Source organism: Capsulimonas corticalis (assembly GCF_003574315.2).
Classification (GTDB): Bacteria; Armatimonadota; Armatimonadia; order Armatimonadales; family Capsulimonadaceae; genus Capsulimonas; species Capsulimonas corticalis.
Genome location: NZ_AP025739.1, coordinates 897,424 through 915,504, shown reverse-complemented (window position 1 = coordinate 915,504; position 18,081 = coordinate 897,424). Strand labels below are relative to the sequence as shown.

16 protein-coding genes are annotated in these 18,081 nt (G+C 61.0%); 11 read left to right on the top strand and 5 right to left on the bottom strand.

Annotated features, from left to right (window positions below; genetic code table 11):
• The first annotated feature begins 1 nt into the window (after position 1).
• From D5261_RS03970 to D5261_RS03930, 9 genes are all read left to right on the top strand, one after another.
• Positions 2–967, top strand: coding sequence for a glycosyltransferase family 2 protein (locus tag D5261_RS03970; protein ID WP_165864469.1), 966 nt, complete (start codon positions 2–4; stop codon positions 965–967).
• A 169-nt stretch (positions 968–1,136) separates the two neighbouring features.
• Positions 1,137–2,312 carry an acyltransferase family protein gene (locus tag D5261_RS03965; protein WP_165864468.1) on the top strand — a complete coding sequence of 392 codons (1,176 nt, stop codon included), beginning with the start codon at positions 1,137–1,139 and terminating at the stop codon, positions 2,310–2,312.
• 243 nt (positions 2,313–2,555) lie between these two features.
• Positions 2,556–5,123 carry a rhamnogalacturonan endolyase family protein gene (locus tag D5261_RS03960; protein ID WP_125206195.1) on the top strand — a complete coding sequence of 856 codons (2,568 nt, stop codon included), beginning with the start codon at positions 2,556–2,558 and terminating at the stop codon, positions 5,121–5,123.
• A 173-nt stretch (positions 5,124–5,296) separates the two neighbouring features.
• Positions 5,297–6,448, top strand: a complete 1,152-nt coding sequence (locus D5261_RS03955) for a glycosyltransferase family 4 protein (protein ID WP_218025704.1) — start codon at positions 5,297–5,299, stop codon at positions 6,446–6,448.
• 4 nt (positions 6,449–6,452) lie between these two features.
• On the top strand, positions 6,453–7,577 hold the full coding sequence (locus D5261_RS03950; protein ID WP_119323473.1) for a glycosyltransferase family 4 protein: 1,125 nt from the start codon (positions 6,453–6,455) through the stop codon (positions 7,575–7,577).
• A 154-nt stretch (positions 7,578–7,731) separates the two neighbouring features.
• Positions 7,732–8,637, top strand: coding sequence for a peptidylprolyl isomerase (locus tag D5261_RS03945; protein ID WP_119323472.1), 906 nt, complete (start codon positions 7,732–7,734; stop codon positions 8,635–8,637).
• A gap of 403 nt (positions 8,638–9,040) precedes the next feature.
• Positions 9,041–9,973 carry an exosortase/archaeosortase family protein gene (locus D5261_RS03940; protein WP_119323471.1) on the top strand — a complete coding sequence of 311 codons (933 nt, stop codon included), beginning with the start codon at positions 9,041–9,043 and terminating at the stop codon, positions 9,971–9,973.
• Positions 9,940–10,584: an exosortase C-terminal domain/associated protein EpsI gene (locus tag D5261_RS03935; RefSeq protein WP_119323470.1), complete on the top strand. Its 645-nt coding sequence runs from the start codon at positions 9,940–9,942 to the stop codon at positions 10,582–10,584. The genes D5261_RS03940 and D5261_RS03935 overlap by 34 nt, the downstream gene beginning before the upstream one ends.
• Entirely contained in the window at positions 10,581–11,396 is an 816-nt protein-coding gene (locus tag D5261_RS03930; RefSeq protein ID WP_119323469.1) for a WecB/TagA/CpsF family glycosyltransferase, read from the top strand. The genes D5261_RS03935 and D5261_RS03930 overlap by 4 nt, the downstream gene beginning before the upstream one ends.
• Positions 11,397–11,464: 68 nt before the next feature.
• Here D5261_RS03930 and D5261_RS03925 read toward each other — a convergent pair whose 3' ends face one another.
• Both D5261_RS03925 and D5261_RS03920 read right to left on the bottom strand, forming a co-directional pair.
• Entirely contained in the window at positions 11,465–12,523 is a 1,059-nt protein-coding gene (locus tag D5261_RS03925; RefSeq protein ID WP_119323468.1) for a DHH family phosphoesterase, read from the bottom strand.
• 3 nt (positions 12,524–12,526) lie between these two features.
• Positions 12,527–14,275 (bottom strand): ATP-dependent DNA ligase, encoded by a 1,749-nt coding sequence (locus tag D5261_RS03920; RefSeq protein ID WP_119323467.1) that lies wholly within the window; start codon positions 14,273–14,275, stop codon positions 12,527–12,529.
• A gap of 115 nt (positions 14,276–14,390) precedes the next feature.
• On the opposite strand from D5261_RS03920, the gene D5261_RS03915 reads away from it, so the two are divergent.
• Positions 14,391–15,218: a M48 family metalloprotease gene (locus D5261_RS03915; RefSeq protein WP_119323466.1), complete on the top strand. Its 828-nt coding sequence runs from the start codon at positions 14,391–14,393 to the stop codon at positions 15,216–15,218.
• Between the two features lie 20 nt (positions 15,219–15,238).
• Here the strand turns inward: D5261_RS03915 and D5261_RS03910 are convergent, their stop codons facing one another.
• On the bottom strand, positions 15,239–15,448 hold the full coding sequence (locus tag D5261_RS03910; RefSeq protein WP_125206194.1) for a hypothetical protein: 210 nt from the start codon (positions 15,446–15,448) through the stop codon (positions 15,239–15,241).
• A gap of 209 nt (positions 15,449–15,657) precedes the next feature.
• On the opposite strand from D5261_RS03910, the gene D5261_RS03905 reads away from it, so the two are divergent.
• Positions 15,658–16,119 (top strand): GerMN domain-containing protein, encoded by a 462-nt coding sequence (locus D5261_RS03905; protein ID WP_119323464.1) that lies wholly within the window; start codon positions 15,658–15,660, stop codon positions 16,117–16,119.
• A gap of 98 nt (positions 16,120–16,217) precedes the next feature.
• On the opposite strand, the gene D5261_RS03900 is transcribed toward D5261_RS03905, so the two are convergent.
• Both D5261_RS03900 and D5261_RS03895 read right to left on the bottom strand, forming a co-directional pair.
• Positions 16,218–16,559, bottom strand: coding sequence for a P-II family nitrogen regulator (locus D5261_RS03900; RefSeq protein WP_119323463.1), 342 nt, complete (start codon positions 16,557–16,559; stop codon positions 16,218–16,220).
• 32 nt (positions 16,560–16,591) lie between these two features.
• Positions 16,592–17,953, bottom strand: coding sequence for an ammonium transporter (locus D5261_RS03895; protein WP_119323462.1), 1,362 nt, complete (start codon positions 17,951–17,953; stop codon positions 16,592–16,594).
• Between the last annotated feature and the right edge of the window lie 128 nt (positions 17,954–18,081).

Sequence of the window (18,081 nt, the reverse complement as noted above, 5' to 3'; positions counted from 1 at the left end):
TTTGTCTGTTAGCCCCCCGATGATCTCAGCCGCCATCTGCACGCGCAATCGCGGCGCAAGCGTCGCCGCGACGATCTCCACGATCCTCGCGATCGACGATATTGATTTCGAATTGGTCATCGTGGATCAAAGCACCAACGAGGAGACCGCGCAGGCTGTGGCGCCGTTCGAAAGCGATCCTCGCGTGCGCTTTATCCGGACCGGCACCAAGGGGCTGGGCGTTGCCCGCAACATTGCTTTGGGCGAAGTAAAATCCGACCTCGTCGCATATACGGACGACGACTGCACGGCGCCCACGGACTGGCTCAGAAAGGTGTACGAGGCGTTTCAGATCGATCGGAAGATCGCGGTTGTTTACACCACGGTGGAAGCGGCTCCGCACGATTCCAGCGTCGGCCTGATCCCGGCCTACCGCGCGAAGGGCGAGCGTGTTTTCTCCGGAGTGCTGGATAAGCGCTCGGCGCGCGGCATCGGCGCGGGGATGGCGGTGCGCGCCTCCATGGTGCGCGCGATGGGCGGTTTTGACGAGATGCTGGGGGCGGGCGGTCAATTCCCGTCCTGCGAAGACTGGGATATCGCCGTGCGTGCGCTGATACGCGGGTATTCCGTGCTGGAGACGGACAAAGTCTCCGTCGTCCATTTCGGGTTCCGGTCTCATGACGAATCTCGTTTTCTGTCAAAGCGCGACTGGACGGGAATCGGCGCCGCCTACTCGAAGCCGATCCGGTGCGGCCACGTCAGTTTCGCCGGCGTCATCATCAATCTGCTGAGCTCTTACGCGCTGACGCCGTTTTTCCGGGATCTGCGCCAGCTCAAGCGGCCGCGCGGCATTATGCGCATCGTCCACTTCAGTCGTGGATTCCTGCAAGGGATGCGCACGCCCATCAATAAGAGCACCCTCTGCTTTATCCCCGCCCAGGCTGCGCCCGCAGCGCCCGTAACGGTAAAGCAGACGGTAAGTTCTTAACTGTGTCGGAATTTTAAGTCGCCCCGCTTAAGCAGTGACTGATAATTACATTTTTCTAATGTCGTTATCAGCAAAATCTATAGCACTTGGCAGAGATATTGCAACTACAGCTAAAAACCTGAAATGCGATTCTCTGTCATTTCCGTAGTTCACCTGGCGGGGGATGCAAATGTCCGTTACTGCAGTTAGTCTTCCCGGACAGCCGGCCAATTTCGCGAAACAAGACAAAATCCATCTCGGCTATCTTGATAGCCTGAGAGGCGTCGCAGCGTTTTACGTCATGCTTTCCCATCTGCGCGCGGAAGTCGTGCTCCGTACGGATCCTGCACGTCTTCCCGCCCATTTTTTATCGGCGACGGGATGGATGGATTACGGCCTTGTGGCGGTCATGATCTTTATCGTCCTTTCGGGCTACTGTCTTATGATCCCGGTCACCCGATCTTCGGATCGACAGCTGCGCGGCGGCGCGCTGACGTATCTGCGCCGAAGAGCCCGGCGCATTCTTCCTCCTTACTATGCGGCCCTGTTGTTATCTCTGGCGGTAATCGCGCTGGAGACGAAGCTTCGGCAGGGAGTCGTGTCGCACTGGGCGGATGTCTCCACGGGAGATTTTCAGCCTGGCGTGCTTCTTTCGCATCTGTTTCTGATCCACAACTTGCGGACGGCGTGGGCCTATCAGATTAACGGCCCCCTCTGGAGCGTGGCGACCGAATGGCAGATCTACTTTCTGTTTCCCGCGCTTCTCCTGCCGCTCTGGCGCCGGTTCGGCGTGGGCGCCGCCGTCGCCGCCGGCATCCTGCTGGGTTCGATCCCACACTTTCTCCTGCATCATCGCCTTGATGTCGCATGCCCGCAGTTTATCGGACTGTTTGCGCTCGGCATGGGAGCGGCGGCTCTGAGCTTTCAGCGGGAGATGAGCGAAAAGGTCGTGGCGCGCTGGGGAATCGTCGCCGCCGTAGTATTGTGCGCCTCCTTCGGCGGCATTCTGCTGCATCACAGCTGGTTTATGGAGCATCCCGTCGAGATCGATCCCATCATCGGCTTCGGCGTTGCGAGTTTTCTGATCTTCTGCACGCAGTGGCTCAGGACCAAGTCCAATCAGCCGCTGCCGCCCGGGATACGCGTGCTGCAATCGCCGCTCCTCATCGCGCTCGGGGCCATGTCCTACAGTCTTTATCTCGTTCACTATTTGATCCTGGGATCGATGCATCTGTTCCTGATTCGCGCCGGGCAAACGCCGGTGACATCTTTTGCGGTCATGGCGGTTTTCGGCCTCCCCCTGGCCATCGCCGCCGCCTACCTTTTCCATATTACAATCGAACGCCGGTTTATGACGCAGCATTGATCTGAGCGCCGTCTCCGATCGATTTGCGTCTCTTCTCCATCAGAAAAGCGCAGTGACAATCTGTCACTGCGCCGTAAACTTCCGTTCGCCTCAATAACCCTCGCATGACTACCTGATTATCCCTCCGGTCATTGATATTCCAATTGTTGCTGCCGACAATTATTTTTGGAAGCGGTTTCACCACCGCCTCCCTGAAAAATAACGCAACAATCGCGCCTTGGAGACAAGACGCTGGAGATATCAATGAGATTACGAAAGGCCCTGCTTCTTGCAGGGATCCTATATGGTTCGACGCACATGCCGGCCGCCCATGCGGCGACGGCAAATACGTCGGCGACTGGCGTGGTTAAGGCCAGCGCAGCGGCGCCCGGTCCGTCCGCGCTGCTGGTGACTCTGGAGACGAACGGAGCCGCCGTTTCCTCTCGGCTGGACTGGAAAGCTGTCAGCGGCGCCAAAACTTATCAGGTGTATCGCAATGGAGTGAAGCTCGCGACGGCGACGACAACGACCTATTTGGACAGCACGGTCAAGGCGGGAAGCAAATATACATACTATGTGACGGCGATTATCAGCGGCGTGGAGACGAGCCCGTCCGTGACGCAATCGATCCTTGTTCTCGTCCCGGCGGCCCCAAAGTCATTGAAGGCATTGCCGCAATGGACAGCTAGCTGCGCTGTTTGCGGCGGCATGGCCATGGCGCATATCAACCTGTCGTGGAGCGCGAGCCCGAACGCCGTCAAGTATGACCTGTATCGAAATGGATATTTGCTGAAGCCGGGCGTGACCACGCTGGCATATACCGATATGGCGCTTCTGAGTGGAGCTCAGTACAGCTATACGGTGGTTGCGGTTGGAACGCTGGCCAGCAGCGCGCCCTCCGCCGCCGTTAAGGCGGTCGCTCCGAAAGCGCCCGCCGGCACGAAAGTGATGCCGATGACGCTTTTGCCGCCGACCAACTTGTCGACGCTTGGAACATGGGCAATGGGCTCCACGGATTCGCTGGCGTGGACTCCCGTCGACGGAGCCGCCTCGTACAATGTCTACCAATATGGAAAGCGCATCGCCAGCGGCATCCAGGGCACATACTACACCGTTCCGACGGATGTTTACTGGTGCGGAACCCCTTATACCGTCACCGCCGTGGACGGCATGGGCATGGAAAGCCTTCCGAGCGCCATCGCGACGGGAAGCGGAAGCAATAACCCGTTGTCGCAGCCGACCTGGATGCCCCCGGCTCCGGGAGCCCCGGACAGCCTGGCGGGAACGCTGGAGTGGAACGTCTCGCAGCCGCGCGTCCATCTCGTCTGGGAAGGTTCATCGCATGTCGCGACCTACAACATCTACCGAGACGGCGTGAAAATCGCGGAGGGCGTGTGGGGACTGAACTACTTCGACCGCTACGTTCATGCCGGCGAAACGCACACCTACGCCGTTTCCAGCTGCAACGTCTCCTGGATGACTCCGATTGAAAGCGACGCCACGGCTCCGGTCAGTGTCTCCGTACCTACATCCGCTCCTGTGACGACGCTGGGAACAGTCAGCGTCACGCAAGTCACCGCGGACGACGACAGCGCTCTCGTGACGTTTGCGCCCGTGCCGGGCGCGGTGGACTATCGGGTGTACAGCACGGCTTCGCCCAAGAGCATGAAATACAGCGGCGGCAGCCTCAGCATCGAAATGAACGGCCTCAATCCCGCCACCGGCGCCGACCTGGTCGTCGAAGCGGTGGACAAGTTCGGACCGTTCCAGACCATGGACGGCGCGGCGGGACCGGGAGCGATGCAGATGGACGGATCGATGTCCGTCGCGATCAACGGCCAGGGCGATCCTTCGGATGTCCCGAACGTCATCGCGCGCTCCGCGCAGTTCCATGTCAATTGCGTCGCGAAGTCTCTAACCGGGGCTCAGGCGTTCTTCGATAACTTCCGCTCGTCCCAGCCGTTCGTCCAGGCGGATTCCATCGATCCCGTGGTCGCCGCCGCGAACTCGAACAACCCGGTGGCCGCGAGCAACTCGAACGTCTATGTCCGCGAGTTCTCGAACAACAAGTGGGTGATCCGCAACTATTGGGGAGATATGGATAACACCAAGATCTTCGTGATGGGCAATCACTTTATGGATACGCTTTTTGATGGAGGCACGCCTCACAGCAACATTCCGATCCATAACAACAACGCGACGATCGCGATGATGCCGAAAGCCACCGCGGATATCTCCAACGGCCGCGTTTTGCATCTGACGTTTGAAGTGGACGCCCACTTCGACAGCCGGCGCTGGTGTGACGTGGTGATCTGCCCGGTGGGCGATCCGCTGATCCACCCGGCGAAGCTTGACGGCGGCCTCTGGCCGACGGCCAGCGGCAACATGTTCCGCTGGGAGATCAAGCCCGACTTCCATCGCGCCGAGGAGTTCCTGAACGGCGACATGACGAACCTGGTGGACACCAGCTACAATCCCGGCAACGACCGGAGCGGCCTGGTAAAGCGCGTCACGTGGGATGGCAAGCCGCTGTTCAACGGCACGCAGCAAGATCTGGACAAGCGGCACAGCTTCGATCTCTACCTCTCGCAAACGCACTACCGTCTCGTGGAGGCGGGCGTGGTGGTCAAGGACGACGATCTGGCGACGCCGCTGCCCTTCAGCAATCTGCAGCCGTACTTCCTGCACCAGCTCTACCACACCGGGAACGATCGTCCCGAGCAGGTGATGTACAACCCGACGAACGCGTACTGGTACAACCATCGGCCGTGGTCGGATGAGCGCCACTGGGACAACATGGGCTTCGAAGTGCTGCCCGCGTTCCCTGGCTAAATTCGCCCCGCGATCTCATCGCCGTCATGCGATGCGATGAACAAAATGGCCGCCGGATGCATCTGCGTCCGGCGGCTCTGCGGCTTTATGGGGGAATCCCAAGGCTCTTGGCATGAGTCTTGCAGAGAAATCACTGTAAGGGCCGCCTGCCGTCCCTCGGAAATCCTGCATGCGTGCGCTATAATGAAGGCGTCGCGAACACTGCTCCCGCCGCCCACCGACTGCCTTTTATGAACCTTGCATTTGCTCTCGAATACTCTCTCGGCCATGTTACGCACGCGCAAAACCTCAAAACTGTCTTGACGGATGACGCCGACGTAACGCCGATCTATATTGACTTGCCCTATCACGACACGCCCGGCTGGTGGGCGAAGCTGCCGTTTATCAAGTCCAACTGGTCGGCGCGCGCCTCGCTCGGCGCCCTGCTCGGGCTGCGGCCCCATATCGGCAGGATCGATGCGATCTTGTTCCACACTCAGGTGACGTCGCTCTTTTCGGAATCCCTGATGCGCCGTGCGCCGTCCGTCGTGTCTCTCGATGCGACCCCGCTGCAGTACGACGTGCTCGGCGCGTTCTACGGGCATGTCCCCAGCGGCAATTCGCGCGTGGAGGCGCTCAAAAAGCAGCTCAATGAACGGGCGTTTCATGCGGCGCGGGCGCTGGTGACCTGGTCCGAATGGGCGAAGCAATCGCTCGTCAAAGATTACGGGGTGCCGGCGGACAAGATCACGGTGATTCCGCCGGGGATCGACACGGCGCGCTGGGATTTCCCGCAGCGGCCGCCGGCGGAAGGCCGCCCGATCAATCTGCTGTTTGTCGGCGGGGACTTCCCGCGAAAGGGCGGCGACACGCTGCTCGAAGCGTTCAAGCGACTGCCCGCCGGCGTCAACGCGCGTCTGAAGATCGTCACGATCACCGAAGGGGTAGGGGATGGCGTCGAGGGCGTCGATGTCTATCGCGGGGTCAAGCCGAACACGCCCGAACTGCTGGAGCGCTTCGCGGAGGCGGACCTTTTTGTGTTCCCATCGCGCGGCGACTGCCTGCCTCTGGCCGTGATGGAGGCCCTGGCCGCCGGCCTGCCGGTGATCGCCACGGATGTGGGCGCTCTTGCCGAGGCGGTGCGTCACGGCGAAACGGGCTTGATCGTGCCGCCGGACGATCCCGACGCGCTGGCGAAGGCGATCGCGGAGCTGGCGACGGATCATGACCGGCGCGCGGCGATGAGCCGCCGCGCCAGAGAGTCCGCGCTGGCGCGTTTTGACGCGGCTACGAATTATCGAAAACTGGTGGATGTGGTGAAAGGGGTCGCCCGCCCGGCGGCTTGAGCGCATGAAAATTCTTTTACTGATTCCCAGCGTTTTGAAGACGCAAACAGACGAAGCGGTTGCGGCGGACCGCCATCCGAAGATGGATTACTACGCCCTGGCCGACCGGCTGGAAGCGCTGGGCGACCAGGTGGACCTATACGATTACGCCGCACTCGACGCGGACACGAACACCCTCGTGAAGTCCGCGCGTAAAGCGGGGCGCGACGCCGGAATGGCGATGGCGGGGTTCGTGCGGCGCGCGGCGTACGACGCCGTCTTTACCAACGGCGAAAACCTCGCGATCCCGCTTGCCTTGCTTTTCAAAACCGTCTCGCGGCGCCCCTGGCATGTGACGATCGGTCATCGCCTGTCCACCGGGAAGAAACGCCTTTTCTTTACTTCCATCAAGGCGCATCAACAGATCGACCGGATCTTTCTCTACGCGCAGACGCAGTACGATTTTGCGCGTCAGACGCTCGGGGTTCCTGGGGCCGCGCTGCGCTTGATCCCGTTCCACGCGGACGACCGGTTCTATCGCCCGCTTTCAAATATTCCGGTGATCGAAAATCAAATCAGCTCGGCGGGTTTGGAGTGGCGGGATTACCCGACGCTCATTGAGGCCGTCTCCACGATGCCCGATCTTTCGGTGAAGCTGGCGGCGTCCTCGCCCTGGTCCAAGCACCAGAACGAGACAGAGAATCGCACTCTGCCGCCCAATGTCGACGCCCGCCGTTATGAGTACGGCGACTTGCGCACGCTTTACGGACAGTCGCAGTTCGTCGTCGTGCCTCTCTACGAGAACGATTTCCAGGCGGGGGTCACCACGATCCTGGAAGCGATGGCGATGGGCAAGGCCGTCATCGCTACGCGTACGACCGGTCAAACGGATGTCTTGATCGACGGGGAAACGGGATTGTATGTCGCGCCGGGCGATGTCGCGGGGTGGCGCGAAGCGATCACGCGCTTGCGGGAGGACGACGCTCTGCGTAGTCGTCTGGCGCAGGCGGGGCGGCGCTGGCTGGAGGACAACGCCACGCTCGACCGCTGGGCGGATGGGATCGCGGGCGCGCTGCATGACGGCGCCGCCGCGCAGTCACAATCCGAAGGAGCCCTGGCGGGCGCTTCTCACCGTACGGAAACGAATTGATGGAGAATACAATAAGAACGCACGACCGTTCTGTGGTATTCTCTTACTAGGCAAGTGATCCCGTGGTATTTGTCATGCAAGGATGTCTCCATCATCGCTGTGTTGAGACTCCGCATGGGATCATTTCAATCACAAGGGTAGGTTAAATCCTTCAATGAAGCAGTACCTGACAGGCATTCTTGCCGTTATTCTCATCGTTTCTCTCATCTTTAATGGGATTCTTTACTCCCGTTACTCCACGTCCCGGCCAATCGTCACCTTCAATGGCGAATCGATTACCAAAAAGGACTATCAGGATGCTTTGGAGTATCAGGCCGGCAAACCCGTGCTCAACAAGATGGTCTACGCAATGTTAGTGGATCAGGCGGCGAAGCGCGCGGGCGTTTCGTCGAAGCCGGACCAGGTGGACGCCCGGATCAACGAGATGCGGCGAAGCACCCCCCAGTTGGTGCCCGATCAAGCCGCGGACCCTGTCAAGTATGCGACCTTCAAACAGGATCTTGGATCGGATATTTCCCTGGAAAACCTTCGCCTCAAAGGCGTGACGGCCGATGAAGCGGAAATCCAGGACTATTACCAAAACCACAAAAGCCAGTTCACTTTGCCGCTCCAGGTAAAGACAACGATGGTTGTGACCGATAATACACAAGACTCCGGAACTGCGGAAGCGGATCTCAAGCAAAGCCTGGCCGAGGATGTGATCGCGCGCCAGCCGGGCCTGCATGTGGTTGGCGTCAACGGCTTCCAGATCAACATGGATACGCTGCCGCCGCCGTATCGAAATGCGATCAGCCAGGCCGTGCTCCATATGAACCCCGGCGACGTCAAAACCATCCAGCTCGGCAAGGACTACGTCACATTCAAGGTGAAGACCGCCGATGCGACCGGACTGCCGCCGCTCTCCAAAATTCACGATCTTGTGACGCGGCAAGTGATGCTGCAAAAGGCGCCGTCCGCCGCGCTGGTCGTCGCCCGTCTGTTCAAGGAAGCGAAGCCCAAGTTTAATTCGACGCGCTATGAGGCCTATTTCCAGGATGTCGAGAGCGCGGACATCAAATAAGCGAAGACGCTCATGTCGTCACGGGACGTCTCTCGCCGCTCTAATGTAAGATGGCTCATATAAGTGTTCGCTTGGCGGGAAGGTGCTGTATACTAATTTAGCCTTCCCTCAGTGAAGCGGGTAAAGTGGAAAATATGATCGCTCGGTTTTCGCTCGCCCCGTTTGGCCGTGGTTGGCATGAATATTGCTGTCTCAATCAGTGCATGATGTCGCTGCTGCATCGTTTCGTTCGAAGCTCCGCGCCACAAGAGCGCGAGGAGTTTCTCGACCTGTTTTAGCGTACTTTGACGCGAGGTAACGGTGTAGTTCAAATTGCAATCGTTGCCTCGCTTTTTAGTCCCTGCCTGGTAAGAGTGCTATTTTCTGTGACACTTGGCACAGAATTTGCGTATAGGCTAGTGGAATGTCAACAATTTTTGAACAACCTGACGACGCTCGGATCAAGCCATCCGTAAGCGGCGAAATTTCCAGCGCGAATTCGCTGGACTGGCGCAAGGTCGATTGGCGTACGGTCGCTCCGTTTGTCTTTGCGGCCGCGCTTCTGGCCGCTCTGGCGTGGCCGATGCTGTCCTGGTGGGGCTATGAGTTCACCAAGCCGGAGTCCTACTACGCGCACGCCCCCGTCATCCCCTTTTTCGTCGCCCTGATGCTTTGGTATCGCCGGGATACGATCGCGGCTGTCCCAAAAAAGCCGAACTACTTCGCTCTCGCCGTGCTGCTGCCGTCCCTGCTACTGCTGATCTTTGCGATCAAAAGCCAGATGCAGGCGGTCATGTCCACTTCGTTTCTGCTGATTCTCTGGAGCTCGGTGTGGCTGGTGTTTGGCGGAGCTCTTGTCCGGGCGATGGCGATCCCGCTGGCGTTTCTGGCGTTTATGGCCCCGCTGCCTGGCCCGGTGCTGAACGACGCCACCCTGCGGATCCAGATGATGTCGACCGTGCTGGCGAACAAGATTCTGCACTTGCTGACGTTCAGCACGCAGCTGGACGGCAACGTCATCCAGATGGAGAACTTTTCGCTCTTCGTCGACGTCCCCTGCTCGGGCTTCAAGACGCTGCTGGCGCTGCTGACATTTAGCGGCGCGTTCGCTTACTTGGTGGATGGATCGCCGATCAAGCGTTTCGGGATCTTTCTGCTCAGCCTTCCGCTGAGCTTGGCGATCAACTCGGTGCGGATTGCGCTGATCGGCGTGGTCGGGGAGTGTATCAGCGCCGACGCCGCGCACACGTTCCATGACTGGAGCGGCATGATCACTCTGGTTCTGGGATTTATCGTCCTCTTTTCGCTGGCAAAGGTATTGGGATGTCGCAAGTTCGCCGGATGGCCTATCTTCTAATTTTGATCTTCGCGGCCGCCTTGGTCACGAACAAGGTTTGGAGCATACCGCCGCCGCCCAAATTTCAGGGTGTGACGTCGGCGGATGTGCCGCACACCATTGGCTCTTATCGCTCGGGCGCGGATCAGGAGATGCCTGCGGACGTCAAGATCGCCTTGGGAAGCGCCGATGTCATTTCCCGCGCCTACGACGGCGGGAACGTGCCCATCGACTTCGTTCTGATCGGCGGCACGGACCGCAGCGCCCTGCACGACCCGCGCTCGTGCCTGGTGGGCGCCGGGTGGCGCTTGGAAGACGATCATACGGAACTCTTGCCGGGAGCGAATATTGACACACGGTCGTGTCATGCGGTGGGAAACCCCGGAGCGCCTTCTTATGAGATGCTTTATCTATATGTCGTTGACGGTAAGATTATTGACTCACCGACGCAGATCCGATTTGCGATGCTGAAAAGCGCTCTGCTCGGACGGAAAAATACCCCCGTGTATTTTCTCCGGTTTATGTGCCCGCTCGACAAGAATGAAGCCGCCGCCGCCGCAAATCACGCCGTTCTGCAGGCGTTTGCGAAGGACATGTGGACCAGCTTGAAGCAGAAGGTTTCAACGACATGAAGGTGCCGATCGCGAATGTACTTTTTGATAATGTGACGATGGCGCAGGCCGTGGATCAGATTGTGGCGATGTCGCGTAAGCGAGACAAAGCGCGCTTTGTCTGTACCGGAAATCTTGACCATTTGGTCATGCTTGACCGGGACACCGAATTCGCGGATGTCTACCATTGCGCGGATCTCGTGCTTGCGGACGGCGCGCCCGTTGTCTGGCTTTCCCGTCTGTACTCCGGAGCAGGAGGTCAGCCGATCCAGGAGCGCGTCGCCGGCAGCGACCTCTTCTGGGAGCTGGCGAAGGCGTCGCATGAACAGGGGTTGACGCTGTTTTTCCTGGGAGGCGTTCCCGGCGTCGCCGACCGCGCCCGAGAGGCGGTGCTGGCCCGGTATCCCAACGCGAAGATCTGCGGGACCTACTGTCCTCCGTTTGAAACGTTCAAGACGGAAGAAGAACAGGCCCGTATCCGTGAGACGGTTTCGGCGGCGGCGCCCGATATCCTGATGGTCGCGTTCGGCGCGCCGAAACAGGAAAAGTGGATCGCCGCAAACCGAGATCTGATCCAGGTGCCGGTTTCCATCGGTGTCGGCGGATCGTTCGAGATGGCGGCGGGGCAGGTTCGCCGCGCTCCGGTCTGGATGCGCCGCAGCGGCCTGGAATGGATGTTCCGCTTCATCCAGGAGCCGGGGCGTCTCTACCAGCGCTATTTCGTCAACGATCTTCCATTCCTGGCGAAGCTGATTGTGCGGACGCTGATCGCAAGGCTGGCGCGAAAGCCGTACCGGCCCTCCGGGGGCGTGAGCAATCGCGAAGCCGCCTGACCTGACAAGATGTGCTAATCCGTGGAGCTTCTGAGAAGATCGCCGGCGCTCCACGGATTAACCCACCTTCATGAAATCGTAAAACCGAGTTTCTCCAGAAACCGGCGCCAATGGACGATCGGCAGGCTCCCTCCCGACGCCTGATCGTGCCCGTGCCCGTAATTTCCCTCACCCTCCGGCAGATCCAGCTCGATCCCGCGCAGGAACTCCAAAACATTGATCCCCGACGCCGACCGGACCGAAAAATTCACACGCCCAGGGAGATAGCCTTCGTTTGCCGCCAGGACGATGTACTTCGGCAGTCGCGTACGCCAGATCTGCGCGATCAGCGGATGGATCTGGCACGGCGAGTTCAGGCGAAGCCACGCGACTTGCCCCGAAAATACCGGCGCGACCTTCTTCGCGTCTTCCATGGCCGCCTTCACCTCCGCGCGCGCCGCGCGAAGCTCCTCCACATCCCCACTCGTCGCCTCCGTGAGCGCGCGGGGATCGGAGTGCGCGAGCAGGGCTCGCGCCGCCGTTTCGGGATGGTAATGCGAAGCGCGGCGCGATGCATTGATCAGCGTCGTGGCTTCGCGCAGATACTTGGCTTTATACTTCTTCTTTGCCTCTTCGATGAGCGCGAATGGAGCTTGGTCGCCCAGATCGCTGAGTGTCCCGATGGCGGCGATCCAGTCCAGGTCCTCGACATTCGCCAATGGCCGCAATAACTCCCAAAGGAGCAATGACGTGTTGGGAATCGGATCCCAGGTGTAAGCGCTGATGAGCGTGTCTCCGTGCGGAGCGCCTTCGGGGCGATGGTGATCGACAAAGCAAGTCGGAACCCCGGGAATGACGGATTCGGTCTGGCTGCCCAGATCCAGCACGAAGAGCGCTTCGGGCCGCGCCGCCTGTACTCTGGCGCGATTCGCCTCCGTCCACGCATTACGCTCGCGGTCGGGGATCACTCGCGCCAGATCGGCGTACCCCAGGCGCTTTAGGCCCAGCTCCCAGACCACGCCGGCGGCGACCCCATCCGCGTCGGAATCGTGCAGGGCGACCGTGCGCCCCTCACGAGGAGCGTTGTCTAAAAAGGCGGCGAACGCGGCGCGGGCGGCGGATAATTCCGGCGAAAGAAGGTCGGACATGGGTTATTCTCCCGCCAATTTGCGAACGGTCTCCAGCGTGTCGATCTGGGTGACGGGTTTGTCGTCCCGAATGCGCAGGATTCGAGGGAAGCGCAGAGCGTAGCCGCTCTTATGGCGCGCGGACGCCTGCACGCGATCAAAGGCGATCTCAATCACGACCTTGGGCTCGACGACGCGGACCTTGCCATGCGCGAATTCCTGAATGGTGTGCGCCCGGAACCACTCTGAAAGCTCCTGAAGCTCGGCGTCGGTCAGCCCGGAATACGCCTTGCCGATGTTGAGCAGGGCGGGGTCCGTTTCGGAGGCGCGCACGGCGAACGTATAGTCCGAAAGCAGATGCCGGCGTCCGCCATTCCCGACCTCCACCGACGTCACCACGACATCGAGCGTAGCCAGCGCCCGTTTGATCTTCAGCCACTCCCGTCCCCGCCGGCCGGGCTTGTAGAGCGAAGCCGGGTCCTTGACCATCAGCCCCTCGTTGCCGCGCCCCCGCGCCGCGTCAAATTCCTCATCCAGCAGCGCGGCGTCACGGAACTGGACCGAGGCCGCCCGGCGCACGGGTCCGCTGTCCGGGACGGCTGTCTCCAGCACGGCGCGCCGCCGGGCAAAGGGATCGTTGATCAGGATCTGTTCGTCGCCAAAAAGCGCGTCGTAAGCAACAAAGCAGACCGGAACCTCAGCGCGCATAGCATCTGAGAGCGTTTTTCGGCCCAGTCGCTTTTGCAGTTCTTGGAAGGGCAGGATCTGATCTCCCTGCGTCGGCACGATTTCGCCGTCCAGAATGAGCCCCTGCGGCGATCCTTCCGCGAGCTTCGCGAGCGGCGCCACAAGATCGGGAAAGCTTTCGGTGATCTCGTCCAGCGTGCGGGAGAAGAGGGCGACTCGCACGCCGTCCCGCACGACGCCATGGAGCGCGGGCGGCGCTTCCTCCACCCCTTCCGGGACATTGGGCGTCTCCCGCGCGATATGCGCCTGCGCGCGGATGCCGTCGAATTTGTCCTCCACGACGAACGCTTCGGGCATCTGCCGCGCGACATCGTCCAGATCCGCCGCCGGCGTGGCGAGCATGAATTTGAGAGGGTGGAAGAGGCGCATCGAAACGCTGTCCAGCCGGCCCGCGCGCGCCAGGATGGCGGTCTCGCCCAGGTCGCCCGTCAGCATGTTCGCCCATTGGACGGCGGCGACGTCCATTCCCCGCCAGCGCGCGATGGCGTCCTCAATCGCGCCCTCCTGAAGACCGATGCGCAGGTCGCCCGCGAGCAGCTTGACGAGATACTTCGCCTCCAGCGCCGTCGCCGGCCGGAGCAGCGCCACGACCAGCTCGCGCTTGCGCTTGGCGCCCGAGGTGGACGCCAGCGTTTCCAGCGCATCGCCCACGGAAACCAGCGTCAGCGTGGGCGTCTGCGCGGCGCCCTGGGAGGCGGCAAAGGCTTCCCGGGCGACATCGCCTAGATCTCCGAGCCGCACCAGGTTCTCGCGTAGCGTTTCGGGCGCCGCGCCCGTCACCTCCTCGATCGCGCCCAGCATCGCCGCGCCGCCGACATTCGTCGTCCGCTGATCGCGCAGAGGAAAGACATGCCCCGCGAGATAGCGGGCCGCGCGGGCGAGATCGTCATCGGACAATTCGGAAAAGTAGGCGGCGAGCAGCGCCGCCTTTGCAAGCCGCTTGCTGGTTTCGGAGGCGGCTTCGGCTGTTTCCGCGAACGTGATGAAGAGACTGGGGATGAGCGGGGAGGCGGCTAAGAGTTCCATGGCGTTATACTACCCATTCGGTCGACCGCTCATTCAGAACGGTCAATCAAGTTATGGAAGCGCCTTGTCCGGGTAAAGAGCAATCAGGATAACATTGCAGGGAGGCGCACGCGACATGGGAAACCGTTCTTCGGCCATTGGGATTCGGGTGATTATCGCGCTGGTGATCGCCGCGTTTTCACTGATCAAATATTTTACGACGAGCAGCGTCAATCCCGTGACGGGACAAAAGCAGCATGTGGGGGTGACACCGCAGCAGGAGATCGCGCTGGGGTTGCAGGCGGCTCCGCAGATGGAGCAGCAGTATGGGGGCGAGGCGAGCAGCGACACGCAGGGAACGGCGCTCGTGCAAAGTGTCGGCCAGGAGATTGTCCAGAAGTCCGACGCCAGCAAAAGTCCCTATCAGTACCAGTATCACCTGCTGGCGGACCCCAAGACGGTGAACGCCTTCGCGCTCCCGGGCGGTCAGATCTTCATCACCGAGGCGCTGCTGAATAAGCTCAAGACGCGCGGGCAGTTGGTGGGGGTGCTGGGGCATGAGACGGGCCACGTGATCGCGCGCCACAGCGCGCAGCAGCTCGCCCAGCAGACGCTGACACAGGGCCTCACTGGCGCCGCGGTCATGGCGAGTTACGACCCTAATAACCCCAATAGCCGTAACAGCGCCGCCGTGGTGACGGCGATCGGCTCGCTGGTCAATTTGAAGTACAGCCGCAACGACGAATCCGAGGCCGACAAGTGGGGCGTCAAGCTGATGTCCGAAGCCGGCTACGATCCGCGCGCGATGCTGGGCGTTATGCAGATCCTGGAAGCCGAAAGCCAGGGCGGCCACACGCCTGAGTTCCTGCAAACGCATCCGAACCCGGAGAACCGCCTGGGCAAGATCAAGCAGAACATCGCCGAGCTCTACCCGAACGGCGTGCCGGCGGGTATGAAGCCTTAAGCGAAGCGCTCGATTGCCCGTCAGACCTGGATACGGCTTCGGAGCCGCAGCATCAAGCCGCCGACGACAAGCGCGCCCAGAGCCAGTGGGGCGGCCGGCGACTGCTCCGGCGCGGCGGCGACAGCGGCCTTGCCCGTCTGCTTCGTCGCGGCTGGCGCAGGGCCAGAGACGCCAAGAGCAATGCCGGCGAACACTGCGGCGAGCAGCATGGTTTTACAGGGAGCGACCATCTTCCGATCCTTTCCAAACAGAGTGCATGATATTGGAATGGTCGGCTGGCGTAGCCCTGAAGTTTATGGCGCCGGCGCAAAACTCGCATATTTGAGAGGCTTCTCGCTTATTGCGCGGCGTTTGTTTGGCGACTCGGCGCTGGGGGTAAGTATCAGTATCGGAACGGTGTTCCGCAAGTATTGTCGGTAAGAGAACCGAAAGGGGTGGAATGATGAAACCCGCGAACAATTTTGTAACGCTGATCGGACTTTTTACGGTGCTGACCGCCGTTGCCATACCTGCCGTCGCGGAGCCCGGCGCCGCGCAAAATCCGGCCCGCGCCGCCGTCGAGACCGCCCTGCAATCGCCCGCATCCGTGCTGCCCCGCAGCGCCGAGATCCGCGACATCGCCATTCAAAACGGTCTGGCGACGGTGAACTTCAACGCAGCCTTAGTGAACGATTTTAAGGGCGGGGACACGGACGAGGCGAAGGGCGTCAACGAAATCCTGAAGGCGCTCGGACAGTTCCCGAACGTCAATAAAGTGCAGATTCTCGTGAACGGCGAGCACGTCGATACTCTGGGCGGACTGCTCGACATCTCGGGACCACTGCCGGTGATTCGTGAGAGTAAGATGCTGGTGGGAAAAGCGCCCGCCGCGGCGAAACCGGTGCGCCTGGCGCGGCGGTAGATATACGCTTTTCGTGCGTTGTATCCGATAATCGGGTGGCATGCCGGCGCAGAGCCGCCGGCATACCACCCGGTAATACGATGCTGGCGGCAGAGTTTTTAAGAAACCGCGCTGTCGCCGCGTTCGCTGGTCCGGATCCGGACGGCTTCCAGAACCTGGGAGACGAAGATCTTGCCGTCGCCAATATCGCCGGTGCGCGCGGCGTTTTCGATCACTTCGGCGATCTGCTCCCACTCGGAATCCTTCACCACGACCACCAGCATGATCTTCGGAAGCAGGTTGACCTGGTATTCCGCGCCCCGGTAATGCTGGGTGTAGCCTTTTTGCCGACCGGCGCCCTTGATCTCGGTGACCGTGATGCCGCTGTGGCCCAGTTCTTCCAACGCCATTCGGACTTCGTCGAGGCGGCTGGGGCGGATGATGGCTTCAATTCTGATCATAAGTTATTTCTCCTGTGATGGTCTTGACGACCTTAATCGAATGCGGCGAACGCCGGGATGCCGGACGCTTCGCCGGGATATCCTGTTTCCCCATGCTCGGTGACGTCCAGCCCGCTCTCCTCGTCGTCCACGGACGCGCGCAGGCCGCCCGTGATGAGCGATGTGAGCTTGGCGACAACAAATGTCCCGGCGCTTGCGACAACCACGGCCACGGCGATCGCCGTGAGCTGGTGCGCGAGCTGGGCCGGGTTGCCGTTGAACAGGCCGTCCCCGCCGTTCGCGTTGACGGCGCGCGTGGCGAACAGGCCGGTCGCCACCATTCCCCACATCCCCGCACAGCCATGAACCGCGAAGACATCCAGCGAATCATCATAACCCAATCGACTCTTGACCTTGATCATATAGAACGAGATCACGGCGGCGACGAGGCCGATCACGATGGCTGGGCCGGGGCGCACGAAACCCGCCGCCGGGGTGATCGCCACCATGCCCGCGACCGCGCCGGATGCGAAGCCGAGCGCCGAGGGCTTCCGGTAGAGGAACCATTCGATCGCCATCCACGCGAGCGCGGCGGCCGCGCCCGCGAAGTGCGTGGCGACCAGGGCCGAGAGCGCCAGCGGCCCGGCGGAAAGGGCGCTGCCGGCGTTAAATCCAAACCAGCCGAACCATAAAATGGCAGTGCCGATCAGCGTCATCGGCAGGTTGTGCGGGCGCAGTTCTTCCGGATGGTTGGATCGGCGCTTGCCGATCAAGAGGGCCATCACCAGCGCGGAGACGCCCGACGCGATCTCCACGGCGCAGCCGCCGGCGAAATCCAGCGCCTTGATCGGACCGGTCATTCCGAGCAGACCATGCTTCGCCCAGATCATGTGCGCGATCGGCGCGTACACCAGCAGCGACCAGAGCGTGATAAAGACGCAGTACGACGAAAACTTCATGCGCTCCACGACCGCGCCGGAGATGAGGGCCGGCGTGATGATCGCGAAGGTCATCTGGAACATCATGAACAGCATATGCGGGATCGTCGGCGCATAGTCTGTATTCGGCGTGTACATGCTGACGCCGCGCAGGCCCGCCCACGTCAGATCCCCGATGACGCCGCCATGGTCCGGGCCGAAGGCGAGCGAGTAGCCCAGCGCGCCCCAGAGCACGGAGACGATGCCCGCCGCGACAAACGACTGCATCGAGACACTGAGCACGTTTTTGCCGCGCACCATGCCGGCGTAGAAAAAGGCGAGACCGGGCGTCATCAAAAAGACGAGCGCGGTCGCAATAAGCATCCAAGAGACGTCGCCGGCGCTGATCGGTTTTGCAAACCCCTGGGCGCTTGCGGCCCCGGGCAGCATCAAGAGCGCCGCCATGACGAGCATGAGGCGCGGAAAGCAAAGCTTCATTGCTATGTTTTATCCTGAGGTTAAATGTTCGGTTTGCAGCGCCGCAAACGCCGACACGTCTCGGCCCATCCACAATGAGGGGCTTGGAAGTGTAGCACTCATCGCCGCTCGGCGTCAATATGTTTCCG